The organism is Zoogloea sp. GDB6 (assembly GCF_056724105.1).
Window position 1 is genome coordinate 5,596,954 of the sequence record NZ_CM161497.1, and the last position, 19,081, is coordinate 5,616,034.

Sequence of the window (19,081 nt, forward strand, 5' to 3'; positions counted from 1 at the left end):
ACTTTCAGGAGGCTCGCATGTACTACCGATCCATGTTCCCCCGCGATCTGCTCGCCGAACTCGAGCGGCTGCAGCGGGAGGTGCCGCAGACCGTCGAACCCGGGCCGAGCATTCGCGGCCAGAAGCGCGGCTACCCCGCCCTCAACGTGGGCGGCACCCCGAATGCCGTGGAGATCTACGCCTTCGCGCCGGGCCTCGATCCGGCCACGCTGGACGTGCAGCTCGAGAAGGGCATCCTGACCATCGCCGGCGAGCGCAAGGCGCCGGCCGTCTCCGAGCAGGCCACCGTGCATATCGGCGAGCGCTTCGCCGGGCGTTTCCGCCGCGTGGTGTCCCTGCCCGACGACATCGACCCCAATTCCATCGTCGCCAAGTACCGCGACGGCATGCTGCACGTCAGCGTGCAGCGCCGCGAAGAAACCCAGCCGCGCCGCATCAGCATCCAGTAAGCCCCCGGAGGACCGACCATGAGCGATACCAACCAAGCCCCCAAGAGTGCCGCCGCGACCCACGAGGACGCCGCGCTGCTGCCCCCCGTCGATGTGCTGGAGGACGCTGGCGGCATCACGCTGTATGCCGACCTGCCCGGCGTGCCGAAGGACCGCCTCAGCCTGCACGTGGAGGCCGACGTGCTGACCATCGACGGCGAAGTGGTGCTCGACGCGCCGGAGGGCATGGAGCTGACCCACACCGAGGTGGGCCTGCCGCGCTACCGCCGCCAATTCACGCTGTCGAAGGAGCTCGACGCCGGCAAGGTGAAGGCCAGCTTCGAGCAGGGCGTGCTGACCCTGCGCATTCCCAAGGCCGAGCACGCCCAGCCGCGGCGCATCGAGGTGCAGGTGGTGTAAGTCCTGGCGGCGGCTCAGGCCGCCGCTTCTTCCAGATCGTGCTCGAGCGGGTCGAGGCGCTGGCCGCGCAGCAGCCACACGGGCGACTTCCAGTAGATGTCCACGTTGTGGAAGGGGTCGGTGAGGATCTTGCACATCCAGGCCAGGCCCCAGGCCGGGCTGCGCAGGAAGAACAGATGCACGGTGCGGAACAGCAGCCCGCCGATGCCCAGCCCCAGCCATACCAGGCCGAGCTTGTGCAGGAAGGCGGCCTGTGCGTCGAACAGGCCGAACAGCGTCGGCTGCACATACAGCAGCGCCGGGATGCTCAGCCAGATGCCGATCAGCACGCCCTTGCGCTGCATGTTGTAGCCGACCTTGATCGATTCCTTGTAGTCGTAGCTGGTGTTGTTCACCCGGTCGAACTCCCGCGGCTCGAAGAAGATGTGCCCCGACTGGCGCGACACCATGCCCACCAGCCAGCCCACCAGGCCCGCCATGGCCGGATCGACGAAGAGCAGGCCGTAGGCGCACAGGAAGCTGACGGCGCTGATCAGGTGCAGCGTCTGGTTGATGCGGCACTGGTGGTAGTAGCGGTGGTCGTCCCACCGCAGTGTGCGCAGTTTTTCAAGAAAATCATGCATCTGGCCGCCCTCTTGTGGTTTGGATGAGGGCACTGTGGCCACGCCGGATGACAGTACGGTAACGGGACGGTGTCGGAACGATGGCAATCCGGCTTTGTTTGCGCCAGGTTAACCGCGTGGCCGTTCCGGCATCGGAATGCGCGGCGGCGCAGCTCAATACACGCCGTAATTGAAGGCCAGTTCGATGCGCTGGCTGCGGTTCAGCCCTTCCAGCCCGACGAGGCGCCTGCCGTCGCTGCGCAGGCCGTAGCGCCGCTCGATCTCGGCCAGGTAGCGCGACGCGCGACGGAAGCGCCCTTCGTAGGTGGCCACCGGCAACAGGTAGAGGTGGGATGTCCAGTACAGCTCGCCGGGCGCCACCGGCAGGCCGCTGAGCTTGCGCGCGTAGGCGCTGACGCGGGCGTCCGTGTAGATGACCAGCGCGTTGTAGCCCATGTCCTGCGCGAAGTCGTAACGCCGCCGGCGGTCCGGGATGAAGACGCTCCAGCCGTCCCGCGAGAAGGCGTGGGGCGCCACATCCACCAGTTGCCCGTCCGGCGCCAGCCACACGGAATGGAAGGTGAAGCCGTGGGCGCCCTGCTGCGGCCTGGCATGGGCCGGCAGGCTGTGCAGCCAGCCGAAACACTGGCGTCCGCCCGACGCCGCCACCGTGTCACGCACCACCGCATGGCAATACACGTCGCTGCCGGCCTCGCCGGCGCCCCGGTGGCGGATGCGCAGCGGCGCGCCGCCGGCGAAGTCGCGCAGGCGCTTGTCGACGACGGGCGGCAGCAGGGCGGCGGACGGAGCCATGGCGGATGAGCGGTGTGACGGGGGGCGGAAGTTAACATGCACTATCGCCCAGCTTCCACTGCGCCGGCCAGATGTTCGATATCTATGAGCAAACAATGGATACGCACGGCGCGGTGGCGTGCAAGGGGATGGTCGGGGCGTTATGATCGGCTGGTAGTTAGATCCCGCGATTCCGAGGCCCAGTCGATCCCCATGCGGACTTTCCAGTCGTTGTCCGAGCCGTCGAAGTGTGAAGGTCCAGGATCCGCATCCAGGCTGTCCTGCTGCAAGTCCCTTGGCGGCTTCCTGCTGTTCGCCGTCGCGGTGCTGCTGCTGTTGGGTTTCTTTCTGGCGGAGGGCTACCGGGGCCAGATCCGGCTGGCGACTGCCAATGCGCGCAATCTCGTCGAGATACTTGAGGCGCGGCTGGATGTATCCCTGCGGCGTACCGAGACGACCCTCGCGGCGCTGGCGGAGGAAGTCCCCGTCGAGGCCCTCGATCTGGTTGCCCGTGAGCGCTATGCGCCGGACTTGCACCGCAAGCTCGCCGCGTGGGCCCAGCGCTTCCCGGAAATCAGCGGGCTGCGCCTGATCGACCGGGACGGCAACGTGCTGTATCTCTCTGAGGGGATTGCTACGGGTACGCCACCCAGTGCGCGGGGGCGCAGCTATTTCGAGATCCTCAAACAGCAACCGGAGCATCCGCTGTTCTTTTCCGAGGTCAGTGTCGGACGCATCAGCCATCGGCCGCAGCTCTTCGCCGCGCTGCCGATCCGCGATGTTCAGGGGCGCTTCGTCGGGGCGGCAATGGCGCCGCTCGAACTGGATTACCTGTCCACGCTGGTGAACGCCATCGACCTCGGCGAGCACGGTGCCGTCACCTGGCGGCGCAGCGACGATGCGCGGCTGGTGATGCGCATCCCGCAGCGGCCGGAAGCGGTCAATCAGGCGATCATCAACAATCCGATGCACATGCGCATCGAGCAGGGCGACCGGGAGGGGATCATCCGTTTCCAGGCGGCGCTCGATGGGCAGGAGCGCATCTACGCTTACAAGCGTGTCGGCGCCTATCCTTTCTATGTTGCTGTGGGGCTGGCGACGGGCGACTTCCTTGCCGAGTGGTGGCGCACGGCGCTGATCTCGACAGTGTCCACGCTGGCCTGTCTGGCCCTGCTTGGGACGCTCTTGTGGCGGCAGATCCGCTATCGGCAGGACCTGGAGCACACGGTGGCCCGTCGCACCGGCGAACTGCTGCAGGCCACGCGGGCGGCGGAGGGGGCCAACCTGGCCAAGAGCGCCTTCCTGGCCAACATGTCTCACGAGATCCGCACGCCACTCAATGCCATCATCGGCATGGCCCACCTGCTGCGGCGCGGAGGCCTGAATGTGCGCCAGACCCAGCAGCTCGGCAAGCTTGAGGCGGCGGGCGTGCACCTGCTGCACATCATCAACGCGGTGCTGGAGCTGACCAAGATCGAAGCCGGCAAGCTCAGCATGGACGAGGTGCCGTTGCAGGTGGAGCGCATCGTCGGTGCGGTGGTGGACATGATTCGCGGGCAGGCGGAGGAGCGCCAGTTGCGGCTCGATGTGCAGCTCCAGTTGCCGGCCTGTGTATTGCTCGGCGATGCAACTCGCCTGCAGCAGGCTCTGCTCAACTACGCCAACAACGCGGTGAAGTTTACCGAGGCCGGCGGCATCGCGCTGCGCGTCGATACGCAGGAGGAGGGCGCGGACAGCGTCGTGCTGCGCTTCGTCGTCGAGGACAGCGGTATCGGTATTGCGGCGGAGGCCATGCCGCGCCTGTTCAACGTCTTCGAGCAGGCCGACAACAGCATGACGCGCAAGTACGGAGGGACCGGCCTCGGGCTGGCGATCACGAAGAAGATCGCGCAGCTGATGGGTGGTGATGCCGGCGCCACCAGCGTGCCCGGGCAGGGCAGTACCTTCTGGTTCACCGCCCGCCTGCGCAAGGGTGCGCAGGACCTGTCGGTCGGGTTGGCCGGTGCGTCCGAGGCGGCGGAGCAGAGCCTGGCGCGCCGCCACGCGGGCCGCCGCGTACTGCTGGTGGAGGACGAGCCGGTCAACCGGGAGATAGTGCTGAGCCTGCTCGGTGATGTGGGGCTGCTGGTGGATGCCGCCGAGGACGGCGTGCAGGGCCTGAACATGGCGACCACCAACGACTACGCGCTGATCCTGATGGACATGCAGATGCCCGGTATGGACGGCCTCGAAGCCACGCGCCGCATCCGCGCGCTGCCTGGCCGGAAGGCCGTGCCGATCCTGGCCCTCACTGCCAACGCCTTCGCCGAGGACAAGGCCCGCTGCCTGGAAGCCGGCATGAACGACTTCATCGCCAAGCCGGTGGCGCCGGACGTGCTGTTCGCGCTGCTGGACCGCTGGCTGGATCTGGTCGCCGCAGATGCCGGGGGCGGCCTCGGGTCTGCTTACGAGACTATGCCGCGATCAGCGCCTCCACCCCCAGCAACCCGCCGGTGACGTGCTGGAGCCGATCCACGGTGTGTGCGAAGTGTGCAGCGGTACGTTCCCTGTCCTTGTCGTTCGCCGCGGCCTCAAGGGCGGCAGCCGCTTCGCCGAGATCGTAAGCCCCAAGGGTGCGGGCGACGCCTTTCAGGGTGTGGGCGAGCCGGATCTGGCTGCCCCAGTCGCTGGCGGCCATGGCCTGCGCGAAGCTGGGCTCGAAGGTCTTGCCGTGGGTGTCGCGGAACTTGGCCAGGAGACGGTATAGCGACTTTGCTTTCTTGATGTAGGTGAGGCCGACCGCCACGTCGATTCCCGGCAGCTCGGGATAGACGGCGACCGGCTGTTCGTCCTCGACGATCACCGCTGCGGCGATGCGTTCGGCTGGCACGTGGGCGGCCATCTCGTCGAACAGCGTATCCATGTTGATCGGTTTCGCCACGTGGGCATTCATGCCGGCCTGCCGGCAGGCGTCCTTCTCGTCGGCCATCGTGTTGGCGGTCAGGGCGATGATCGGCAGATCCCGGCAGTCGGCTTGCTGCCGCAACAGGCGCGTCGCGGCGAAGCCATCCATCACCGGCATCTGCACGTCCATCAGGATCAGGTCGGGTCGTCTGGTGGCGACGGCTTCAAGCGCTTGCTGGCCGTTGGCGGCGAAGCGCACCGTCAGGCCCACGTTGCCCAGGAGTTCGCCGATGATTTCCCGGTTGATCTCCACGTCCTCGACGACCAGGACGTCCAGCCCGTGGAAACGTGACCATTGCCGGGTGGTGGCGCCGCGTCGTTCGATCACGGGGGCGCCCTCGTCCGGGAAGCCCAGGCTGTTGGCGATCTCGACGTACAGGTGGCGCGCGCTGACGGGCTTGGCCAGCAGGCCGTCGATCTCGCCGGCGACGGCGTCGAGTTCCTTGTGATGGCTGAAGGCGGTGGCCAGCAACATCGGCGGACATTTCATCCGGTGGTCGCGATAGACCGATTTGAGGCGCCGGATCGTCTCGATGCCGTCCATGCCCGACATTCGCCAGTCCACGAGACATAACAGGTAGTCAGGGGGCGGCGCCGCTTCCATGCGGGCCAGGACCTCGTCGCCGCTTACCGCGAGTTCCACCTGCAAGCCCAGTTGCTGGCACAGATGGGCGTGGATGTGCCGTGCCACGGGGTTGTCGTCGATCACCAGAACTGGACGAGCGGCATGGGCCGCCAGCTGTTGTCCGAATTCAGCGATGCCGCGCCGGCGATCGGGCCCCAGCGCCTTGAAGCGGGTGGTGAAGTGGAAGGTGCTGCCGGCGCCCAGGGCGCTGTCCACCCAGATGCGGCCACCCATCATGTCGACGAGCTGACGGCAGATGGCCAGACCGAGGCCGGTTCCGCCATAACGCCGGCTGGTCGAGGTGTCGGCCTGAGTGAAGGATGTGAACAGGCGTGCCACTTGTTCTTCGCTGATGCCGATGCCCTCGTCGCGGACGGAGAAGTGGAGTTCGACCGCGTCCTGTTGCGTCGGCGCGGTTTCCACCGCTACCACCACGTTGCCGCCGGTGGAGAACTTGAGGGCGTTCGACACCAGATTGGTCAGGATCTGGCCGAGCCGCAGCGCGTCGCCTTCCAGAAGGCGGGAGTCGTCGTCGATGTCGTAGTGCAGTTCGATGCCCTGTTCCTCGGCGCGCAGCGCGACGATGCCGGACAGCCGTTCGAAAACGGTCTCCAGTACGAACGGGGCGTGTTCGAGGTCCAGTTTGCCGGCCTCGATCTTCGAGAAGTCGAGGATGTCGTTGATGATGGTGAGCAGGCTCTCCGACGCCGCCCTGATCTTGCCGACATAGTTGGCCTGCCGGGGGGGCAGCGGGGTCGCCAGCGCCAGGTCGGCCATGCCGATGATGGCGTGCATCGGGGTCCTGATCTCGTGGCTCATGTTGGCCAGGAAGGCGCTTTTGGCGGTGTTCGACTTGAGGGCCTCCTGGCGCGCGGCTTCGAGCTCCGCCATCAGGCGGTGGCTGCGGGTAACGTCGCGGGCGATGCCGAGCACGCCGATCAGGCGGCCCGCGTCGTCGTACATCGGCGTCTTGATCGTCTCCAGCATTTCTTCGTGGCCATCGTCCCGGTAGGTCACCGTTTCCGCATTGACGCAGGGCTGTCCGCTCTCGATGGCATGCAGGTCGTGTTGCCGGAAGGTGTCGGCCTGTTCGGTCGGGATGAAGTCGTGATCCCTCTTGCCGACGATTTCGCTTTCGGGGGCCCCGAGAAGACGTTCGAACTTGTTGTTGCAGGTGATGAAGACGCCCTGGGGATCCTTCAGCCAGACCAGATCGGGCAGGGTGTTGATCAGTGTGCGCAGCTGCCGGCGTTCCTGTTCGAGTAGGGCAATCGATTCGCGCAGCCTGTCCTTCATGTGCAGGAGCGAGGCCGCGAGGCTGTGATCGTCGCCATAGGCAACTTCCACTTCCGCGCCCAGATCGCCCATGGCGATCCGGCGGGCCACCTTTTGCATCGCAATGGGTTCGCCGCCGAGGCGGCGCAGGATGGCGCGGGTGCTGAGCAACATCAGGCTCCCCACCAGCAGCACGCCGCCGGCGGTCAGTACGCCGACCAGCAGGCGGACGCGGGTTGCCGTCAGGTAGAGGTTGTCCGAAGTTCGGTCGGCGAAGGCCGAGGCGATTCCCACCGTCGCATCGACGGCGGCCCGATGGGTTTCGTAGCGTTCCCGCAGTGTCTGCTGGAGGTTGGCGGCTTCCGCCGTATCGTCGTGCTGGAGGGCGGCGACATAGTCGTCGAACAGGAAGCGCCAGTACGCATCCGCGGTGCGCTTCTCGGTTGCAAGCAATGCGTCACGCAGCTCCGGGGTGAGGGCCTGCTGCGCCCAGTAGGCGTTGCGCTCGTCGTACTTGCGCTTGAGCGTCGTCAGCGTGTTCAGCAGCGCAGGGCGCTCCTCCGCCCGGGCCTGCCCGAGTTGCAGGGCCGTCAGCTGGGCCTCGATCACGTACAGCGGCGGCGGCAGCACGTCGGCGACGATGTCCTTGCCCTGGGCCATGCCATGGGCGGCGTCGATGATCGATTGCGTCGCGCTCCAGACGAGGACGGCCAAGCCCACGAAGAGGGCGCACACCACCGCGGCGACGAGAAGCAATTGTTTTCTTACATTGAGCGATTGGAACACCGTTCCTCCCTGGGTTCTGCCGGGAGCGGGGCCGTATGGCAGCCGCGGCCGCGTATTGTTTCCGATTCTGGTGGCGGTGAGGGAGGAGCAGGCGCGCGGCAGGACTTTTGTCACCATCTGACACATGCCGCGCCCTGCCCGAGCGGCTGGCGCCGGGTGCGCCGCGCCGCGTGTCCGGCAGCGCTGATCCCGTGCCCGCCGACACGGTATGCTGCGCGCCTTGTGTCCTTGCACGGAGTGCCCCGCCATGTTCATCGAGTCCCCCGACCAGGTTCCGCTGCGCGAACAGTTCACCGCGGCCGGCGACGTCTTCCTGGTGCCCGAGCTGATCCTGCGGGTGGATGACGCGTCCTTGAACGGCTGGCAGCTGCGCTACGGGGACTGGACCGACTATCCGGACCGGCCCGGCGGACGGCGTGGCGCGGAGCAGGCGCTGCAGGCGGCCATCTTCGACATGCGCTTCCGCATCGAGACGCTTGGCAAGTGAACCGTCGGCGTCATCGGACGCCATCGACTACAGTTCAGGGACCCCTTTCCACCCAGGAGTGAGCATGAGCACCCACACCATCCGTCTGCACCGTGTGCTGCGCGCGCCGCCGGAGCGCATCTACCGGGCCTTTCTCGATCCCGCGGCGATGGCCAAGTGGCTGCCGCCCCATGGCTTTACCGGCACCGTCCACCAGCTGGATGCGCAGGTCGGCGGCGCCTACCGCATGTCCTTCACGAACCTCGGCAACGGGCACAGCCACAGCTTCGGCGGGACTTACCTGGAACTGGAGCCGGCTGCGCGGCTGCGCTACACGGGGGTCTTCGACGATCCGAACCTGCCCGGCCAGATGCAGACCACGGTCGTGCTCAGCGCGGTGTTCTGCGGCACCGAGCTGAACATCGTGCAGGAAGGCATCCCGGAGATCATCCCGGCGCAGGCCTGCTACCTGGGCTGGCAGGAGTCGCTGCAGCTGCTCGCGCAGCTGGTCGAAGCCGACATACCGGGCTGATTGCGTGCCGCGGCGCCGATGCCGGTTTTCTTCGGGGAGTAGGGCATGGATGTGCCGATTGTTGATGTCCATCCGGCAGCCACTTATCACGATCCGGCTACCGGCATCTTCGACTGCACAGCTCTGTGTGCCGGTCCGGCCGCAGTGACGGCAGTCCAGTAAAAAAGGGGCGCATGGTGCGCCCCTTGTGCTGACCGGTGGAAGGCAAGAGCGGGTTTCAGTCTCCCTTCGGGCCGTTGTGGCAAGTGTAGCAGCCGACCTTGGTGCCGGCAGCCAGCGCATAGGACTTGCCGTCGTGGGTGAAGGTCTTGGCGATCTTCAGCTGGGACAGCGGGCTGCCGCGGTAGTCGCCGCCGTGGCAGGCGGTGCAGGACGACGCGCCGCTCGCTTCAACCTGGTCGCCGTGGGCGTTGACCCAAGCCTGGCCGATGGTGTGCATGCCGTGGGGGCCGCCGTTCTTCGTGAGGGGCACCGTGGCGTGGCACACCGTGCATTCGGTGATCGTGCCGGCGTAGCCCTGGATGGCCTTCGATTGCAGTAGATCGTTGTCGTGGCTGCTCGCCCAGGTCTGGTTCTTCGACGAGTACTCGGCGTGGGTGGAGCCGTGACAGGCTTCGCACTGGGTCTTGCCATGGCCGACGCTGAAGCGGAACAGGGAGAAGCCGGTCTTCGGCGTGTTGGCGTTGGTGGCGAAGCGGGTGTCGGTGACCACGCGCAGCGCGCCGGTCGTCACGTCGGTGACGGCGGCGGTTTCACGCTTGCCGTCGTGGTGGCAAGCCTGACAGTTGGGTTGCTGCAGCCAGCCGACCCGGCTGGCCTTGCCGACCGCGCCCAGATTGCCGTGACAGCTCTGGCAGTCGAGGCCCGGCGTGTCGCTCATCGCGCCGCGCAAGCACTTTGTGACCGAGCCCGGGTGGCACTGATAGCAGGAGTCCCGGTTGCCGATGCTGTCGAGTGCGATCTGTTTGATCGGATCCTTCACCTGGCCGTGCAAGCGGTGCATTGCGGACGTGAGGGCAGAGATCTTCACGGTCTGGCCGTTCGCCGTGACGGTGAAGCCCGGCGAAGCGAGCGCGTTGGAGCCATGGCATGAGGCGCATAGGGTCGGAGTCCCTTGGTCGGCGCGCTGGGCGAGGCCGGCGGTCGCCACCGGCTGCAGCTTGAGCAGGGCCGCCTGGTAAACCGGGTCGTTGGCGTGCTTGTCGTCGTGCAGGCGCAGTACGTTCTTCTTCCAGTCCTTTTCCGGATCGGCGCCGTAATTGGCCCAACCGCGCAGCGGTGGCTTGGCCGCATCCTTGTTGGAGTTGCTGGCGTGACAGCTGATGCAGGTCATCTCGTCGGACACCGGCAGTACGGTCTGGGTGCTGGCCAGCACGGTGCCGGTGCTGCTCTTGGCGACGACCTTCACCATCGGGTAGTAGTTCTTGTTGTACCCGTTGCTGGTCAGGGTGTCGTCGTAGGGCAGGATGGGCAGGCCTTCTGCTTCGTACCAGCTCTGTACCTGGTTGTAGCTCATTGCGGCTGGCTGGGTGCTCGGCGTCGGGTTACTGACCGCCGGGTTGCTCAAATTGAGGCCGCGGTTGGGTGCCGGCGCGCCGCCGTACAGGGCTTTGACGTATTGCCAGAAGTTGGTCTTGCCCGCTGATGAGGTGTTGATGGAGCCCGACGGATCGCGCAGCGACTCGTAGCTCAGCGTCACGCCGGAGGTGACCTGCTTGCCGGACTGACGGTCGATCAGCTGGGCGTGCAGGTTGTTGTAGGGCGGCAGGATGGACATGATGGAGTAGTCCTTGCCGTCCACACAGTGCATGCCCAGGTCGTTCCAGGCCAGCAGCGCGTAGCGGGACGCAAAGCTGCCGGTTGTGGCGGTAGTCGTCGTGCTGCTGGCGCTCAGCGTGGTCACACTCGCCGGCGAGATCGACGTGGTCCCAAGGAAGGGGTTGGCGGAGCCGGACCAGTTGTTGCTGAAGGTGCCGTCGCTGCGCTTGCTGTTCGCTGTCGTGCTGCCGCTCGTCTGAGGGCCGCGTTCCGATGTTTGAGTCTGTTGCGCGTTGGTGCGGGGCAACAGTTTTTGCAGCCAGGTGGTGTCGGCGTAAGCCAGGCCACCCAGTACGCTGGCAGCAAGAAAGGTCAGGGTGATGCCGAGGCGCCGCTTGCGCCTCGCCGGTGAATTTGTCGTGTGCATGGATGCTCCCGCCTTTGGCTGGTTGGATCGCAGTGGATTCAAACGGGCTTGTGGCGGCGCACGACCGGGAGTGGCACGGTCGTGACTGCTGCGTTCAAGCCTTCTTGTCAGCTGAAGTCAGGTGGTAAATCCAATGAAACAGTGGAAATCAATACCATGACAGCAGTGTGGTAATGATTTTAGGTGGAGATGTGAACTGCTTCAATCGTATTTTCAAATATTCTTATATTCTGAATATTTAGAAACAATTGCAGTTGGCAAGTGGAACCGCGGGGATCACTCACCGCGCTTCCAGAGGTGCGATCAGGAACGCTCGCGGCCCCGTTTGCCCCGCATGCTGGCATCCGCCTGTGTGGCTATGTCGAGCATCGCGTCGCGGGATTTGACGGCGGCGTCGAGCAGGGTCCGGAACATCTCGCCGACGATGGCGGGGCCGGCGCCCAGCATCGATGGCGGCAGTGCTGGCGTCGTGCCCGGCGTATCGGCGTTGAGGTGCAGCAACTCAGCCATCTCGTGCTGGTTGGCGGCGACCACTTCGTTGAAATCGCCGGCGTAGCCGATGACCTGGTCGATGACGTGCTTGGTCAGCGCCAGCTGGGCCTCGTTCCAGCTCTGCGGGTCGCGGGCCCGGGCGAGGGTCTGGACGGTTTCCAGATTACCTTCCATCAGCGACTGCGCAGCCTTGAGGTTGAGGGAGACCAGGCGCTGTGCACAGACGAGCGAGCCTTGGTAGAAGGACAGCAGGTCGTTGCGCCGGCCCGCGCCAGCAGGCGTGTAGACGTTCGGTAGCGGGAACATGGGGACCTCCGCGGAGTGAGCGTGGGAGCCCTCACGCTACGCGCTTTCCGATGGGCGGCGCTTGCTCGATATCAATGAGCGTGCGTGCCACGCCTTCGCTCAGATGGCTTCGCCGAGGGCCGTCTTGTCGGCGGCCTTGAAGATCAGTTCTTCGAGGATGTGTTCCAGCACGCTGCGCAGCGGCGCCAGCAGGATCTGCAGATCGAGGTCCGGGTTGCGGATCATGCGCACCGTGAGGCCCTCGAAGACCGCGTATAAAACCTCTAGCGGCCCTTCCATCTGGGCGTCGGTGCAGCTCACGCCGCGGAAGTGCAGGCCTTCGCGGATGAGTTCGACGAGGCGCTCGCGGGCGGTGCGGTCGGCGGTGTGCACGATGGTGGCGACGCCCGGATTGCGCGCCGCTTCGGCGACGATCTCGAGCATCAGCGGCGCGTCGTCGTTGTCGAGGTCTGCGGTGCAGTGCTGGACGTCGTCCACCATGGCCCGCAGGATGTCGCCGTCGGCGCTGGCGGAACGGATGCGCTGGGTGATGGTCAGCAGGTTGAGCAGATCGCGCTCGACGATCGCCGCGATGATCGCTTCCTTGTTCTCGAAGTAGTGGTAGATGTGGCCGACGCTCATGCCGGCGGCCTTCGAGATCTGCGCCATGCTGGCGCCGTGGAAGCCCTGGCGTCGGAAGCAGTCGGTGGCAGCGTTGAGCACCTGGGCCTTGCGGGCTTCGGCGCGGGGTTGCTCCTGCTGGGCGTAAGTCTGTGTGTTCATGGCTGTTTTCTCCTCATCCTGGCGTCATGGGGCGACCCTTGCGTTGAGGGTCTGCCGTCTGCAGGCGTTTGCTTATACGGCGGATTCTAATATAGAATGAGCGCTCGAACTAGAATGAGCGTTCATTCTTTTATGGGCGCCGAATATTGTTTGCTCTCCCCAACGGGCTGATTTGGCGCCCACTCTAGGCAGGAAAGGTGTTGGATATGCAGATCGAAATGAACAAGGCGATGTGTTCCGCCGGGCTTCTGCTGGCGCTGGGCTGCGTCATCCTGAGCGGTTGCGGCGAGCCGAAGGCCGCTGGTGAACAGCACCCGATGGGACCGACCGAAGTCGGCGTGGTCGAGGTCCAGCCGCAGAAGGTCGCGCTGACCACCGAGCTGGCTGGCCGCACCGCCGCCTACATGGTTTCCGACGTGCGGCCGCAGGTCGGCGGCATCATCCAGAAGCGGCTGTTCACCGAGGGCGGCGACGTCGCCGCCGGCCAGCCGCTGTACCAGATCGATCCGGCCACCTACCAGGCCGCCTTCGAGAGCGCCCGTGCCAGCCTCGCCAAGGCCGAGGCCAACCTGGCGAGTACGCGCAGCAAGGCGTCCCGCTACGAGGAGCTGGTGGCCATCAAAGCTGTGAGCCAGCAGGACTACGACGACGCCCAGGCGGCCCTCAAGCAGGGCCAGGCCGATGTGGCGGCGGCCAAGGCGGCGGTCGAGACCGCGCGCATCAACCTGGCCTACACCAAGGTCGCCTCGCCGATCGCCGGGCGCATCGGCCGTTCGACGGTGACGCCGGGCGCGCTGGTGACGGCCAGCCAGCAGACTGCGCTGGCCACCGTGCAGCAGCTCGACCCGATCTACGTGGACGTGACCCAGTCCAGCGCCGAGCTGCTGCGCCTCAAGCGCGACCTGGCCAGCGGCCAGCTCAAGAAGGCCGGCGCCGGCCAGGCGGCGGTCAAGCTGGTACTGGAGGACGGCAGCGCTTATCCGCTGCCCGGCAAGCTGCAGTTCTCCGACATCACCGTGGACCAGAGCACCGGCACCATCACGCTGCGCGCCGTCTTCCCGAACCCGAAGGGCGATCTGCTGCCCGGCATGTACGTGCGCACGGTGCTCGAAGAGGGCGTCGACGAGCAGGCCATCCTGGTGCCGCAGCAGGGCGTCAGCCGCGACACCAAGGGCAACCCGACCGCGATGGTGGTGGGCGCCGACGGCAAGGTGGAGCTGCGCACCCTCAAGACCAGCCGCGCGCTGGGTGACAAGTGGCTGGTCAGCGAAGGCCTGAAGGCCGGTGACAAGCTGATCGTCGACGGCCTGCAGAAGATCCATCCGGGTGCGCCGGTCAAGCCGGTGCCGGCCACCAAGGCCGAGGCGCCGACGCCGGCCGGCCCGGCGGTCGCGGCACGCTAAGGGAGCACGCGCATGTCCCGTTTCTTCATCGACCGGCCCATCTTCGCGTGGGTCATCGCGATCGTCATCATGCTCGCCGGCGTGCTGGCGATCCGCACGCTGCCGATCTCCCAGTACCCGCCGATCGCCCCGCCCGCGGTGTCGATCAGCGCAACCTACCCCGGCGCCTCCGCCAAGACCCTGGAAGACACCGTCACCCAGGTGATCGAGCAGAAGATGAAAGGCATCGATCACCTGACCTACATGTCGGCGGCCAGCGACTCGTCGGGCTCGGTGACGATCACCCTGACCTTCGACGCCGGCACCGACCCCGACATCGCCCAGGTGCAGGTGCAGAACAAGCTGGCGCTGGCCACCCCGCTGCTGCCGCAAGAGGTGCAGAAGCAGGGCGTGCAGGTCGCCAAGGCCACCACCAACTTCCTGATGGTGGTCGGCTTCGTGTCCGAAGACGGCAGCCTCAGCGACATCGACCTGGGTGACTACGTCGCCTCCAACGTGCAGGACATCGTCTCGCGCATCAACGGCGTCGGCGAAACCCAGCTGTTCGGCAGCAAGTACGCTATGCGCATCTGGCTCGATCCGGCCAAGCTGCACAACTACAAGCTGACCCCGGCCGACATCAGCGCCGCCATCACCGCGCAGAACGCCCAGGTCTCCGCCGGCCAGCTCGGCGGCATGCCGTCGCCGAAGGGCCAGCGCCTCAACGCGACGATCACCGCCCAGAGCCGCCTGCAGACGCCCGAGCAGTTCGGCGCGATCCTGCTGCGCACCACCGCCGACGGCGCCTCCGTGCGCCTGCGCGACGTGGCGCGCATCGAGCTCGGTGGCGAATCCTACGATGTGGTGGCGCGCTACAACGGCAAGCCGGCCACCGGCCTGGCGGTCAAGCTGGCCACCGGTGCCAACGCGCTGGACACCGCCGACGCGGTGAAGGCCAAGCTGCACGAGCTGTCCAAGTTCTTCCCGCCGGGCGTGAAGGCGGTGACGCCCTACGACACCACGCCCTTCGTGAAGGTCTCCATCGAGGAAGTGGTGAAGACCCTGGTCGAAGCCATCGTGCTGGTCTTCCTGGTGATGTACCTGTTCCTGCAGAACTTCCGCGCCACGCTGATCCCGACCATCGCGGTACCGGTGGTGCTGCTCGGCACCTTCGGTGTGCTCGCCGCGGCCGGTTTCTCGATCAACACGCTGACGATGTTCGGCGTGGTGCTGGCCATCGGCCTGCTGGTGGACGACGCCATCGTGGTGGTGGAGAACGTCGAGCGGGTGATGAGCGAGGAAGGCCTGTCGCCGAAGGAAGCGACGCGCAAGTCGATGAACCAGATCACCGGTGCGCTGATCGGCATTGCGCTGGTGCTGTCGGCGGTGTTCGTGCCGATGGCCTTCTTCGGCGGTTCCACCGGCGTCATCTACCGCCAGTTCTCGATCACCATCGTGTCGTCGATGGTGCTGTCGGTGGTGGTGGCGCTGATCCTCACGCCGGCCCTCTGCGCAACCTTGCTGAAGCCGGTGGCCCAGGGCCACACGGCCGGCGAGGGCGGCCTGCTGGGCGGCTTCTTCGGCGGGTTCAACCGCGCCTTCGAGCGCAGCAACGCCGGCAGCCGCTCCGTCGTCGCCCGCATGCTGGGCAGCAGCAAGCGTTACCTAGTGATCTACGGCCTCATCGTGATCGGCATGGGCGCGTTGTTCCTGCGCCTGCCGACCGCCTTCCTGCCGGAAGAGGACCAGGGTTTCCTGATGTCCCAGGTGATCCTGCCGGCCGGTTCCACCGCCGAAAGCACGCTGGCGGTCATGGAGAAGGTCGAGCACCACTTCATGGACGATCAGAAGGAGGCCGTGGAGTCCATCTTCACCGTCACCGGCTTCAGCTTCGCCGGCAGCGGCCAGAACAACGGGATCGCCTTCATCAACCTGAAGGACTGGAGCGAGCGCAAGCGCCCCGACCTGAAGGTGGCGGCGGTGGCCGGCAAGGCGATGGGCTATTTCTCCACCTTCCGCAACGCGATGGCCTTCGCCTTCGCGCCGCCGGCGGTGGTGGAGCTCGGCAACGCCAGCGGCTTCGACTTCCAGCTGCAGGACCGCGCCGGCCTCGGCCACCAGGCCCTGATCGACGCCCGCAACCAGCTGCTCGGCATGGCGGCGCAGAACCCGCTGCTGGTCGGCGTGCGCCCCAACGGCCAGGACGACACCCCCGAGTACAAGCTCGACATCGACCACGCCAAGGCTGGCGCGCTGGGCCTGTCCCTGGCCGACATCAACAACGCCCTGCAGACCGCCTGGGGCAGCGCCTACGTCAATGACTTCATCGACAAGGGCCGCGTCAAGCGGGTCTATCTGCAGGGTGACGCCTCGGCGCGCATGCAGCCGGAAGACCTGAACAAGTGGTACGTGCGCAACAGCAACGGCGACATGGTGCCCTTCTCGTCCTTCGCGTCGGCCCACTGGACCTACGGCTCGCCGCGCCTGGAGCGTTACAACGGCCTGCCGTCGACGGAGATCATGGGCTCCGCGGCACCCGGCCACAGCACCGGCGAGGCGATGGCGGCGATGGAAGACATGGCCTCCAAGCTGCCGGACGGCATCGGCTTCGAATGGACCGGCCTGTCCTACCAGGAGCGCCTGTCCGGCTCCCAGGCGCCGGCCCTGTACGCGATCTCGCTGCTGGTGGTGTTCCTGTGCCTGGCTGCGCTGTACGAGAGCTGGTCCATCCCGTTCGCGGTGATGCTGGTGGTGCCGCTGGGGATCATTGGCGCGCTGCTGGCGGCGATGATGCGCGGGCTGTCCAACGACGTGTACTTCCAGGTCGGCCTGCTGATGACCATCGGCTTGTCGGCGAAGAACGCGATCCTGATTGTCGAATTCGCCAAGGAGCAGATGGAACACGGCAAGAGCCTGATCGACGCGACGCTGGAAGCGGTGCGCCTGCGCCTGCGGCCGATCGTCATGACCTCGCTGGCCTTCATCCTCGGCGTGCTGCCGCTGGCCCTCTCCAACGGCGCCGGTTCCGGCGCGCAGAACGCCATCGGTACCGGCGTGATCGGCGGCATGCTGTCCGCCACCGTGCTGGCCGTGCTCTTCGTGCCGCTGTTCTTCGTGGCCGTGCGGCGGGTGTTCCGGGGCAAGACCGCTCCGGATACCGCCCCGGCCGAATCCATCCCCGCCCAGGAGGTGCGCTGAGATGCCCCGCATGACTCTTCTCGCCGCGGCGCTGGCCTCCGCCGTGCTGGCCGGCTGCGCCACGCTGGCGCCCGACTACGCGACGCCGGCCGCGCCGGTGCCGCAGCAATGGCCGGCCGACGCGGGGGCAGCGGCCTCCGCCGCCGCCGCGGCCGACATCGGCTGGCAGGACTTCTTCACCGATGCCCGCCTGCGCCAGCTCATCGCGCTGGCCCTGGACAACAACCGGGATCTCCGCGTCGCCGCCCTCAACATCGAGAAGGCCCGCGCCCAGTACCAGATCCAGCGCGCCGACCTGTTCCCCACCGTGCAGGCGACGGCCGGCGGCACCGGCCAGCGCACGCCGGCCAGCCTGTCCACCACCGGCCAGGCGATGACCACCCACCAGTACACCGCCGGCCTCGGCTTCGCGTCCTACGAGCTGGACTTCTTCGGCCGCATCCGCAGCCTCAAGGATCAGGCTCTGTACCAGTTCCTCGGCACCGAGGAAGCCCGGCGCAGCGCGCAGATCAGCCTGGTGGCCGAGGTCGCCAGCGCCTACCTGACGCTGGTCGCCGACAACGAGCGCCTGAAGCTGGCCGAGGAAACCCGCGCCAGCCAGCAGAGCTCCTACGACCTCACCAAGCGCCGCTTCGAGCTGGGCAGCGCATCGGAGCTGGACCTGCGCCAGGCCCAGACCAGCGTCGACTCGGCGCGGGTGGACGTGGCCCGCTACACCGGCCAGCTGGCCCAGGACCGCAACGCGCTGGCGCTGCTGATCGGCGGGCCGCTGCCCGACGAGCTGGCCCAGCCGGGCGAACTGGGCAGCGTCTCGGCGCTGGCCGGCGTGCCCGACGGCGTGCCGGCCGACGTGCTGCAGCGGCGCCCCGACGTGCTGCAGGCGGAACGTGCGCTGCAGGCCGCCAATGCCAACATCGGCGCGGCGCGGGCGGCCTACTTCCCGAGCATCACGCTGACCGCCAAGGGTGGCGTCGCCAGCAGCCAGCTGTCCGACCTGTTCAAGGGCGGCGCCGGGGCGTGGAGCTTCGCGCCGCAGATCACCCTGCCGATCTTCGACGCCGGGCGGATCAGCGCCAACCTGAAGGTGGCCGAGGCGGACCGGGCGATCGGCCTGGCCCAGTACGAAAAGGCCGTGCAGACCGCCTTCCGCGAAGCCGCCGATGCGCTGTCGCTGCGCACGCCGCTGGAAGGCCAGCTGGCCGCCCAGCAATCCCTCGTCGACGCCACCGCGGCCAGCTATCGGCTGTCCAAGGCGCGCTTCGACAAGGGCGTGGACAGCTACCTGGCTGTGCTCGACTCCCAGCGCGCCCAGTACAGCGCCGAGCAGAGCCTGATCACCGTCCGGCTGGCCGGGCTGAGCAACCAGGTCACGCTGTACAAGGTGCTCGGCGGCGGCGCGCAGTAAGCCTCAGGTCGTCACTTCACTTTCCTGGCCCGCCCGCGCCTGCTGGGCGGCCAGGATTTCCGGCAGGTTCAGCTCGATCCAGTCGGCCAGCGCCTCGACCTTGCGGCCGATCTGCTCGCCCAGCGGCGTCAGCGTGTATTCCACGTGGGGCGGCACCACCGGGTAGGAGACCCGCGCGACGAAGCCGTCGCTCTCCAGCTGCTGCAGCGTCTGCGCCAGCATCTTTTCGCTGATTCCGTTCACCTTGCGGCGCAGGTCGCTGAAGCGGTGCGTGCCGCCGAGCAGGCCGACCAGCAGCAGCACGCCCCAGCGGCTGGTCACGTGCTTCAGCACCTCGCGGGACGGACACTTCTCGGCGAACACGTCGCCGCGCCGCATCATCTCGGCCAGGGTCGGGCGCGCTTCGGCCCCGTCGTCGTGGTCTGTATTCATGCTTGCACTTACCTTTTGGTGCGTACTTACTAAAAGTTAGTCAGGCGGAT

Annotated in this window: 15 protein-coding genes; 8 read left to right on the forward strand and 7 right to left on the reverse strand. The window is 66.8% G+C overall.

Annotation, left to right across the window (positions count from 1 at the left end):
- The first annotated feature begins 17 nt into the window (after positions 1-17).
- Positions 18-449, forward strand: a complete 432-nt coding sequence (locus tag AC1PQG_RS25555; protein ID WP_481120529.1) for an Hsp20/alpha crystallin family protein — start codon at positions 18-20, stop codon at positions 447-449.
- 18 nt (positions 450-467) lie between these two features.
- Positions 468-848 carry an Hsp20/alpha crystallin family protein gene (locus tag AC1PQG_RS25560; protein WP_481120530.1) on the forward strand — a complete coding sequence of 127 codons (381 nt, stop codon included), beginning with the start codon at positions 468-470 and terminating at the stop codon, positions 846-848.
- Between the two features lie 14 nt (positions 849-862).
- Here the strand turns inward: AC1PQG_RS25560 and AC1PQG_RS25565 are convergent, their stop codons facing one another.
- Together AC1PQG_RS25565 and AC1PQG_RS25570 are read right to left on the reverse strand one after the other, a co-directional pair.
- Complete coding sequence (locus tag AC1PQG_RS25565) at positions 863-1,471, reverse strand: hypothetical protein (protein WP_481120531.1); 609 nt, start codon at positions 1,469-1,471, stop codon at positions 863-865.
- A 153-nt stretch (positions 1,472-1,624) separates the two neighbouring features.
- Complete coding sequence (locus AC1PQG_RS25570) at positions 1,625-2,263, reverse strand: hypothetical protein (RefSeq protein ID WP_481120532.1); 639 nt, start codon at positions 2,261-2,263, stop codon at positions 1,625-1,627.
- 192 nt (positions 2,264-2,455) lie between these two features.
- Here AC1PQG_RS25570 and AC1PQG_RS25575 point away from each other — a divergent pair, with 192 nt between their 5' ends.
- Positions 2,456-4,738 carry a response regulator gene (locus tag AC1PQG_RS25575; RefSeq protein ID WP_481120533.1) on the forward strand — a complete coding sequence of 761 codons (2,283 nt, stop codon included), beginning with the start codon at positions 2,456-2,458 and terminating at the stop codon, positions 4,736-4,738.
- Here AC1PQG_RS25575 and AC1PQG_RS25580 read toward each other — a convergent pair.
- Positions 4,695-7,841: a hybrid sensor histidine kinase/response regulator gene (locus AC1PQG_RS25580; RefSeq protein ID WP_481120534.1), complete on the reverse strand. Its 3,147-nt coding sequence runs from the start codon at positions 7,839-7,841 to the stop codon at positions 4,695-4,697. The genes AC1PQG_RS25575 and AC1PQG_RS25580 overlap by 44 nt on opposite strands.
- A gap of 277 nt (positions 7,842-8,118) precedes the next feature.
- Here AC1PQG_RS25580 and AC1PQG_RS25585 point away from each other — a divergent pair, with 277 nt between their 5' ends.
- Both AC1PQG_RS25585 and AC1PQG_RS25590 read left to right on the forward strand, forming a co-directional pair.
- A complete protein-coding gene (locus tag AC1PQG_RS25585) occupies positions 8,119-8,358 on the forward strand; it encodes a hypothetical protein (protein ID WP_481120535.1) in 240 nt (79 codons plus the stop codon).
- A gap of 64 nt (positions 8,359-8,422) precedes the next feature.
- Complete coding sequence (locus tag AC1PQG_RS25590) at positions 8,423-8,869, forward strand: SRPBCC family protein (protein WP_481120536.1); 447 nt, start codon at positions 8,423-8,425, stop codon at positions 8,867-8,869.
- Between the two features lie 217 nt (positions 8,870-9,086).
- Here AC1PQG_RS25590 and AC1PQG_RS25595 read toward each other — a convergent pair whose 3' ends face one another.
- From AC1PQG_RS25595 to AC1PQG_RS25605, 3 genes are all read right to left on the reverse strand, one after another.
- Positions 9,087-11,054 (reverse strand): multiheme c-type cytochrome, encoded by a 1,968-nt coding sequence (locus tag AC1PQG_RS25595; protein ID WP_481120537.1) that lies wholly within the window; start codon positions 11,052-11,054, stop codon positions 9,087-9,089.
- A gap of 303 nt (positions 11,055-11,357) precedes the next feature.
- Positions 11,358-11,852 (reverse strand): phasin family protein, encoded by a 495-nt coding sequence (locus AC1PQG_RS25600; RefSeq protein ID WP_481120538.1) that lies wholly within the window; start codon positions 11,850-11,852, stop codon positions 11,358-11,360.
- Positions 11,853-11,951: 99 nt separating this feature from the next.
- On the reverse strand, positions 11,952-12,614 hold the full coding sequence (locus tag AC1PQG_RS25605; RefSeq protein WP_481120539.1) for a TetR/AcrR family transcriptional regulator: 663 nt from the start codon (positions 12,612-12,614) through the stop codon (positions 11,952-11,954).
- A 206-nt stretch (positions 12,615-12,820) separates the two neighbouring features.
- Between AC1PQG_RS25605 and AC1PQG_RS25610 the strand changes: the two genes are divergently transcribed.
- The 3 genes from AC1PQG_RS25610 to adeC are packed head-to-tail and all read left to right on the forward strand — an operon-like array spanning position 12,821 to position 18,599.
- The gene (locus AC1PQG_RS25610) at positions 12,821-14,017 is read left to right on the forward strand and encodes an efflux RND transporter periplasmic adaptor subunit (RefSeq protein ID WP_481120540.1); all 1,197 of its coding nucleotides are present in this window, start codon (positions 12,821-12,823) and stop codon (positions 14,015-14,017) included.
- Positions 14,018-14,029: 12 nt separating this feature from the next.
- Positions 14,030-17,194: an efflux RND transporter permease subunit gene (locus tag AC1PQG_RS25615; RefSeq protein WP_481120541.1), complete on the forward strand. Its 3,165-nt coding sequence runs from the start codon at positions 14,030-14,032 to the stop codon at positions 17,192-17,194.
- Positions 17,195-17,204: 10 nt separating this feature from the next.
- Entirely contained in the window at positions 17,205-18,599 is a 1,395-nt protein-coding gene (gene adeC / locus AC1PQG_RS25620) for an AdeC/AdeK/OprM family multidrug efflux complex outer membrane factor (protein WP_481120542.1), read from the forward strand.
- 3 nt (positions 18,600-18,602) lie between these two features.
- On the opposite strand, the gene AC1PQG_RS25625 is transcribed toward adeC, so the two are convergent.
- Positions 18,603-19,031, reverse strand: a complete 429-nt coding sequence (locus tag AC1PQG_RS25625) for a winged helix-turn-helix transcriptional regulator (RefSeq protein ID WP_481120543.1) — start codon at positions 19,029-19,031, stop codon at positions 18,603-18,605.
- Positions 19,032-19,081 lie beyond the last annotated feature (50 nt).

Coding starts and splice junctions, on each gene's coding strand:
- AC1PQG_RS25605 (WP_481120539.1), bottom strand. CDS start 12,614: ATGAACACACAGACTTACGCCCAGCAGGAGCAACCCCGCGCCGAAGCC.
- AC1PQG_RS25565 (WP_481120531.1), bottom strand. CDS start 1,471: ATGCATGATTTTCTTGAAAAACTGCGCACACTGCGGTGGGACGACCAC.
- adeC (WP_481120542.1), top strand. CDS start 17,205: ATGACTCTTCTCGCCGCGGCGCTGGCCTCCGCCGTGCTGGCCGGCTGC.
- AC1PQG_RS25585 (WP_481120535.1), top strand. CDS start 8,119: ATGTTCATCGAGTCCCCCGACCAGGTTCCGCTGCGCGAACAGTTCACC.
- AC1PQG_RS25610 (WP_481120540.1), top strand. CDS start 12,821: ATGCAGATCGAAATGAACAAGGCGATGTGTTCCGCCGGGCTTCTGCTG.
- AC1PQG_RS25590 (WP_481120536.1), top strand. CDS start 8,423: ATGAGCACCCACACCATCCGTCTGCACCGTGTGCTGCGCGCGCCGCCG.
- AC1PQG_RS25570 (WP_481120532.1), bottom strand. CDS start 2,263: ATGGCTCCGTCCGCCGCCCTGCTGCCGCCCGTCGTCGACAAGCGCCTG.
- AC1PQG_RS25600 (WP_481120538.1), bottom strand. CDS start 11,852: ATGTTCCCGCTACCGAACGTCTACACGCCTGCTGGCGCGGGCCGGCGC.
- AC1PQG_RS25560 (WP_481120530.1), top strand. CDS start 468: ATGAGCGATACCAACCAAGCCCCCAAGAGTGCCGCCGCGACCCACGAG.
- AC1PQG_RS25625 (WP_481120543.1), bottom strand. CDS start 19,031: ATGAATACAGACCACGACGACGGGGCCGAAGCGCGCCCGACCCTGGCC.
- AC1PQG_RS25555 (WP_481120529.1), top strand. CDS start 18: ATGTACTACCGATCCATGTTCCCCCGCGATCTGCTCGCCGAACTCGAG.
- AC1PQG_RS25595 (WP_481120537.1), bottom strand. CDS start 11,054: ATGCACACGACAAATTCACCGGCGAGGCGCAAGCGGCGCCTCGGCATC.
- AC1PQG_RS25615 (WP_481120541.1), top strand. CDS start 14,030: ATGTCCCGTTTCTTCATCGACCGGCCCATCTTCGCGTGGGTCATCGCG.
- AC1PQG_RS25575 (WP_481120533.1), top strand. CDS start 2,456: ATGCGGACTTTCCAGTCGTTGTCCGAGCCGTCGAAGTGTGAAGGTCCA.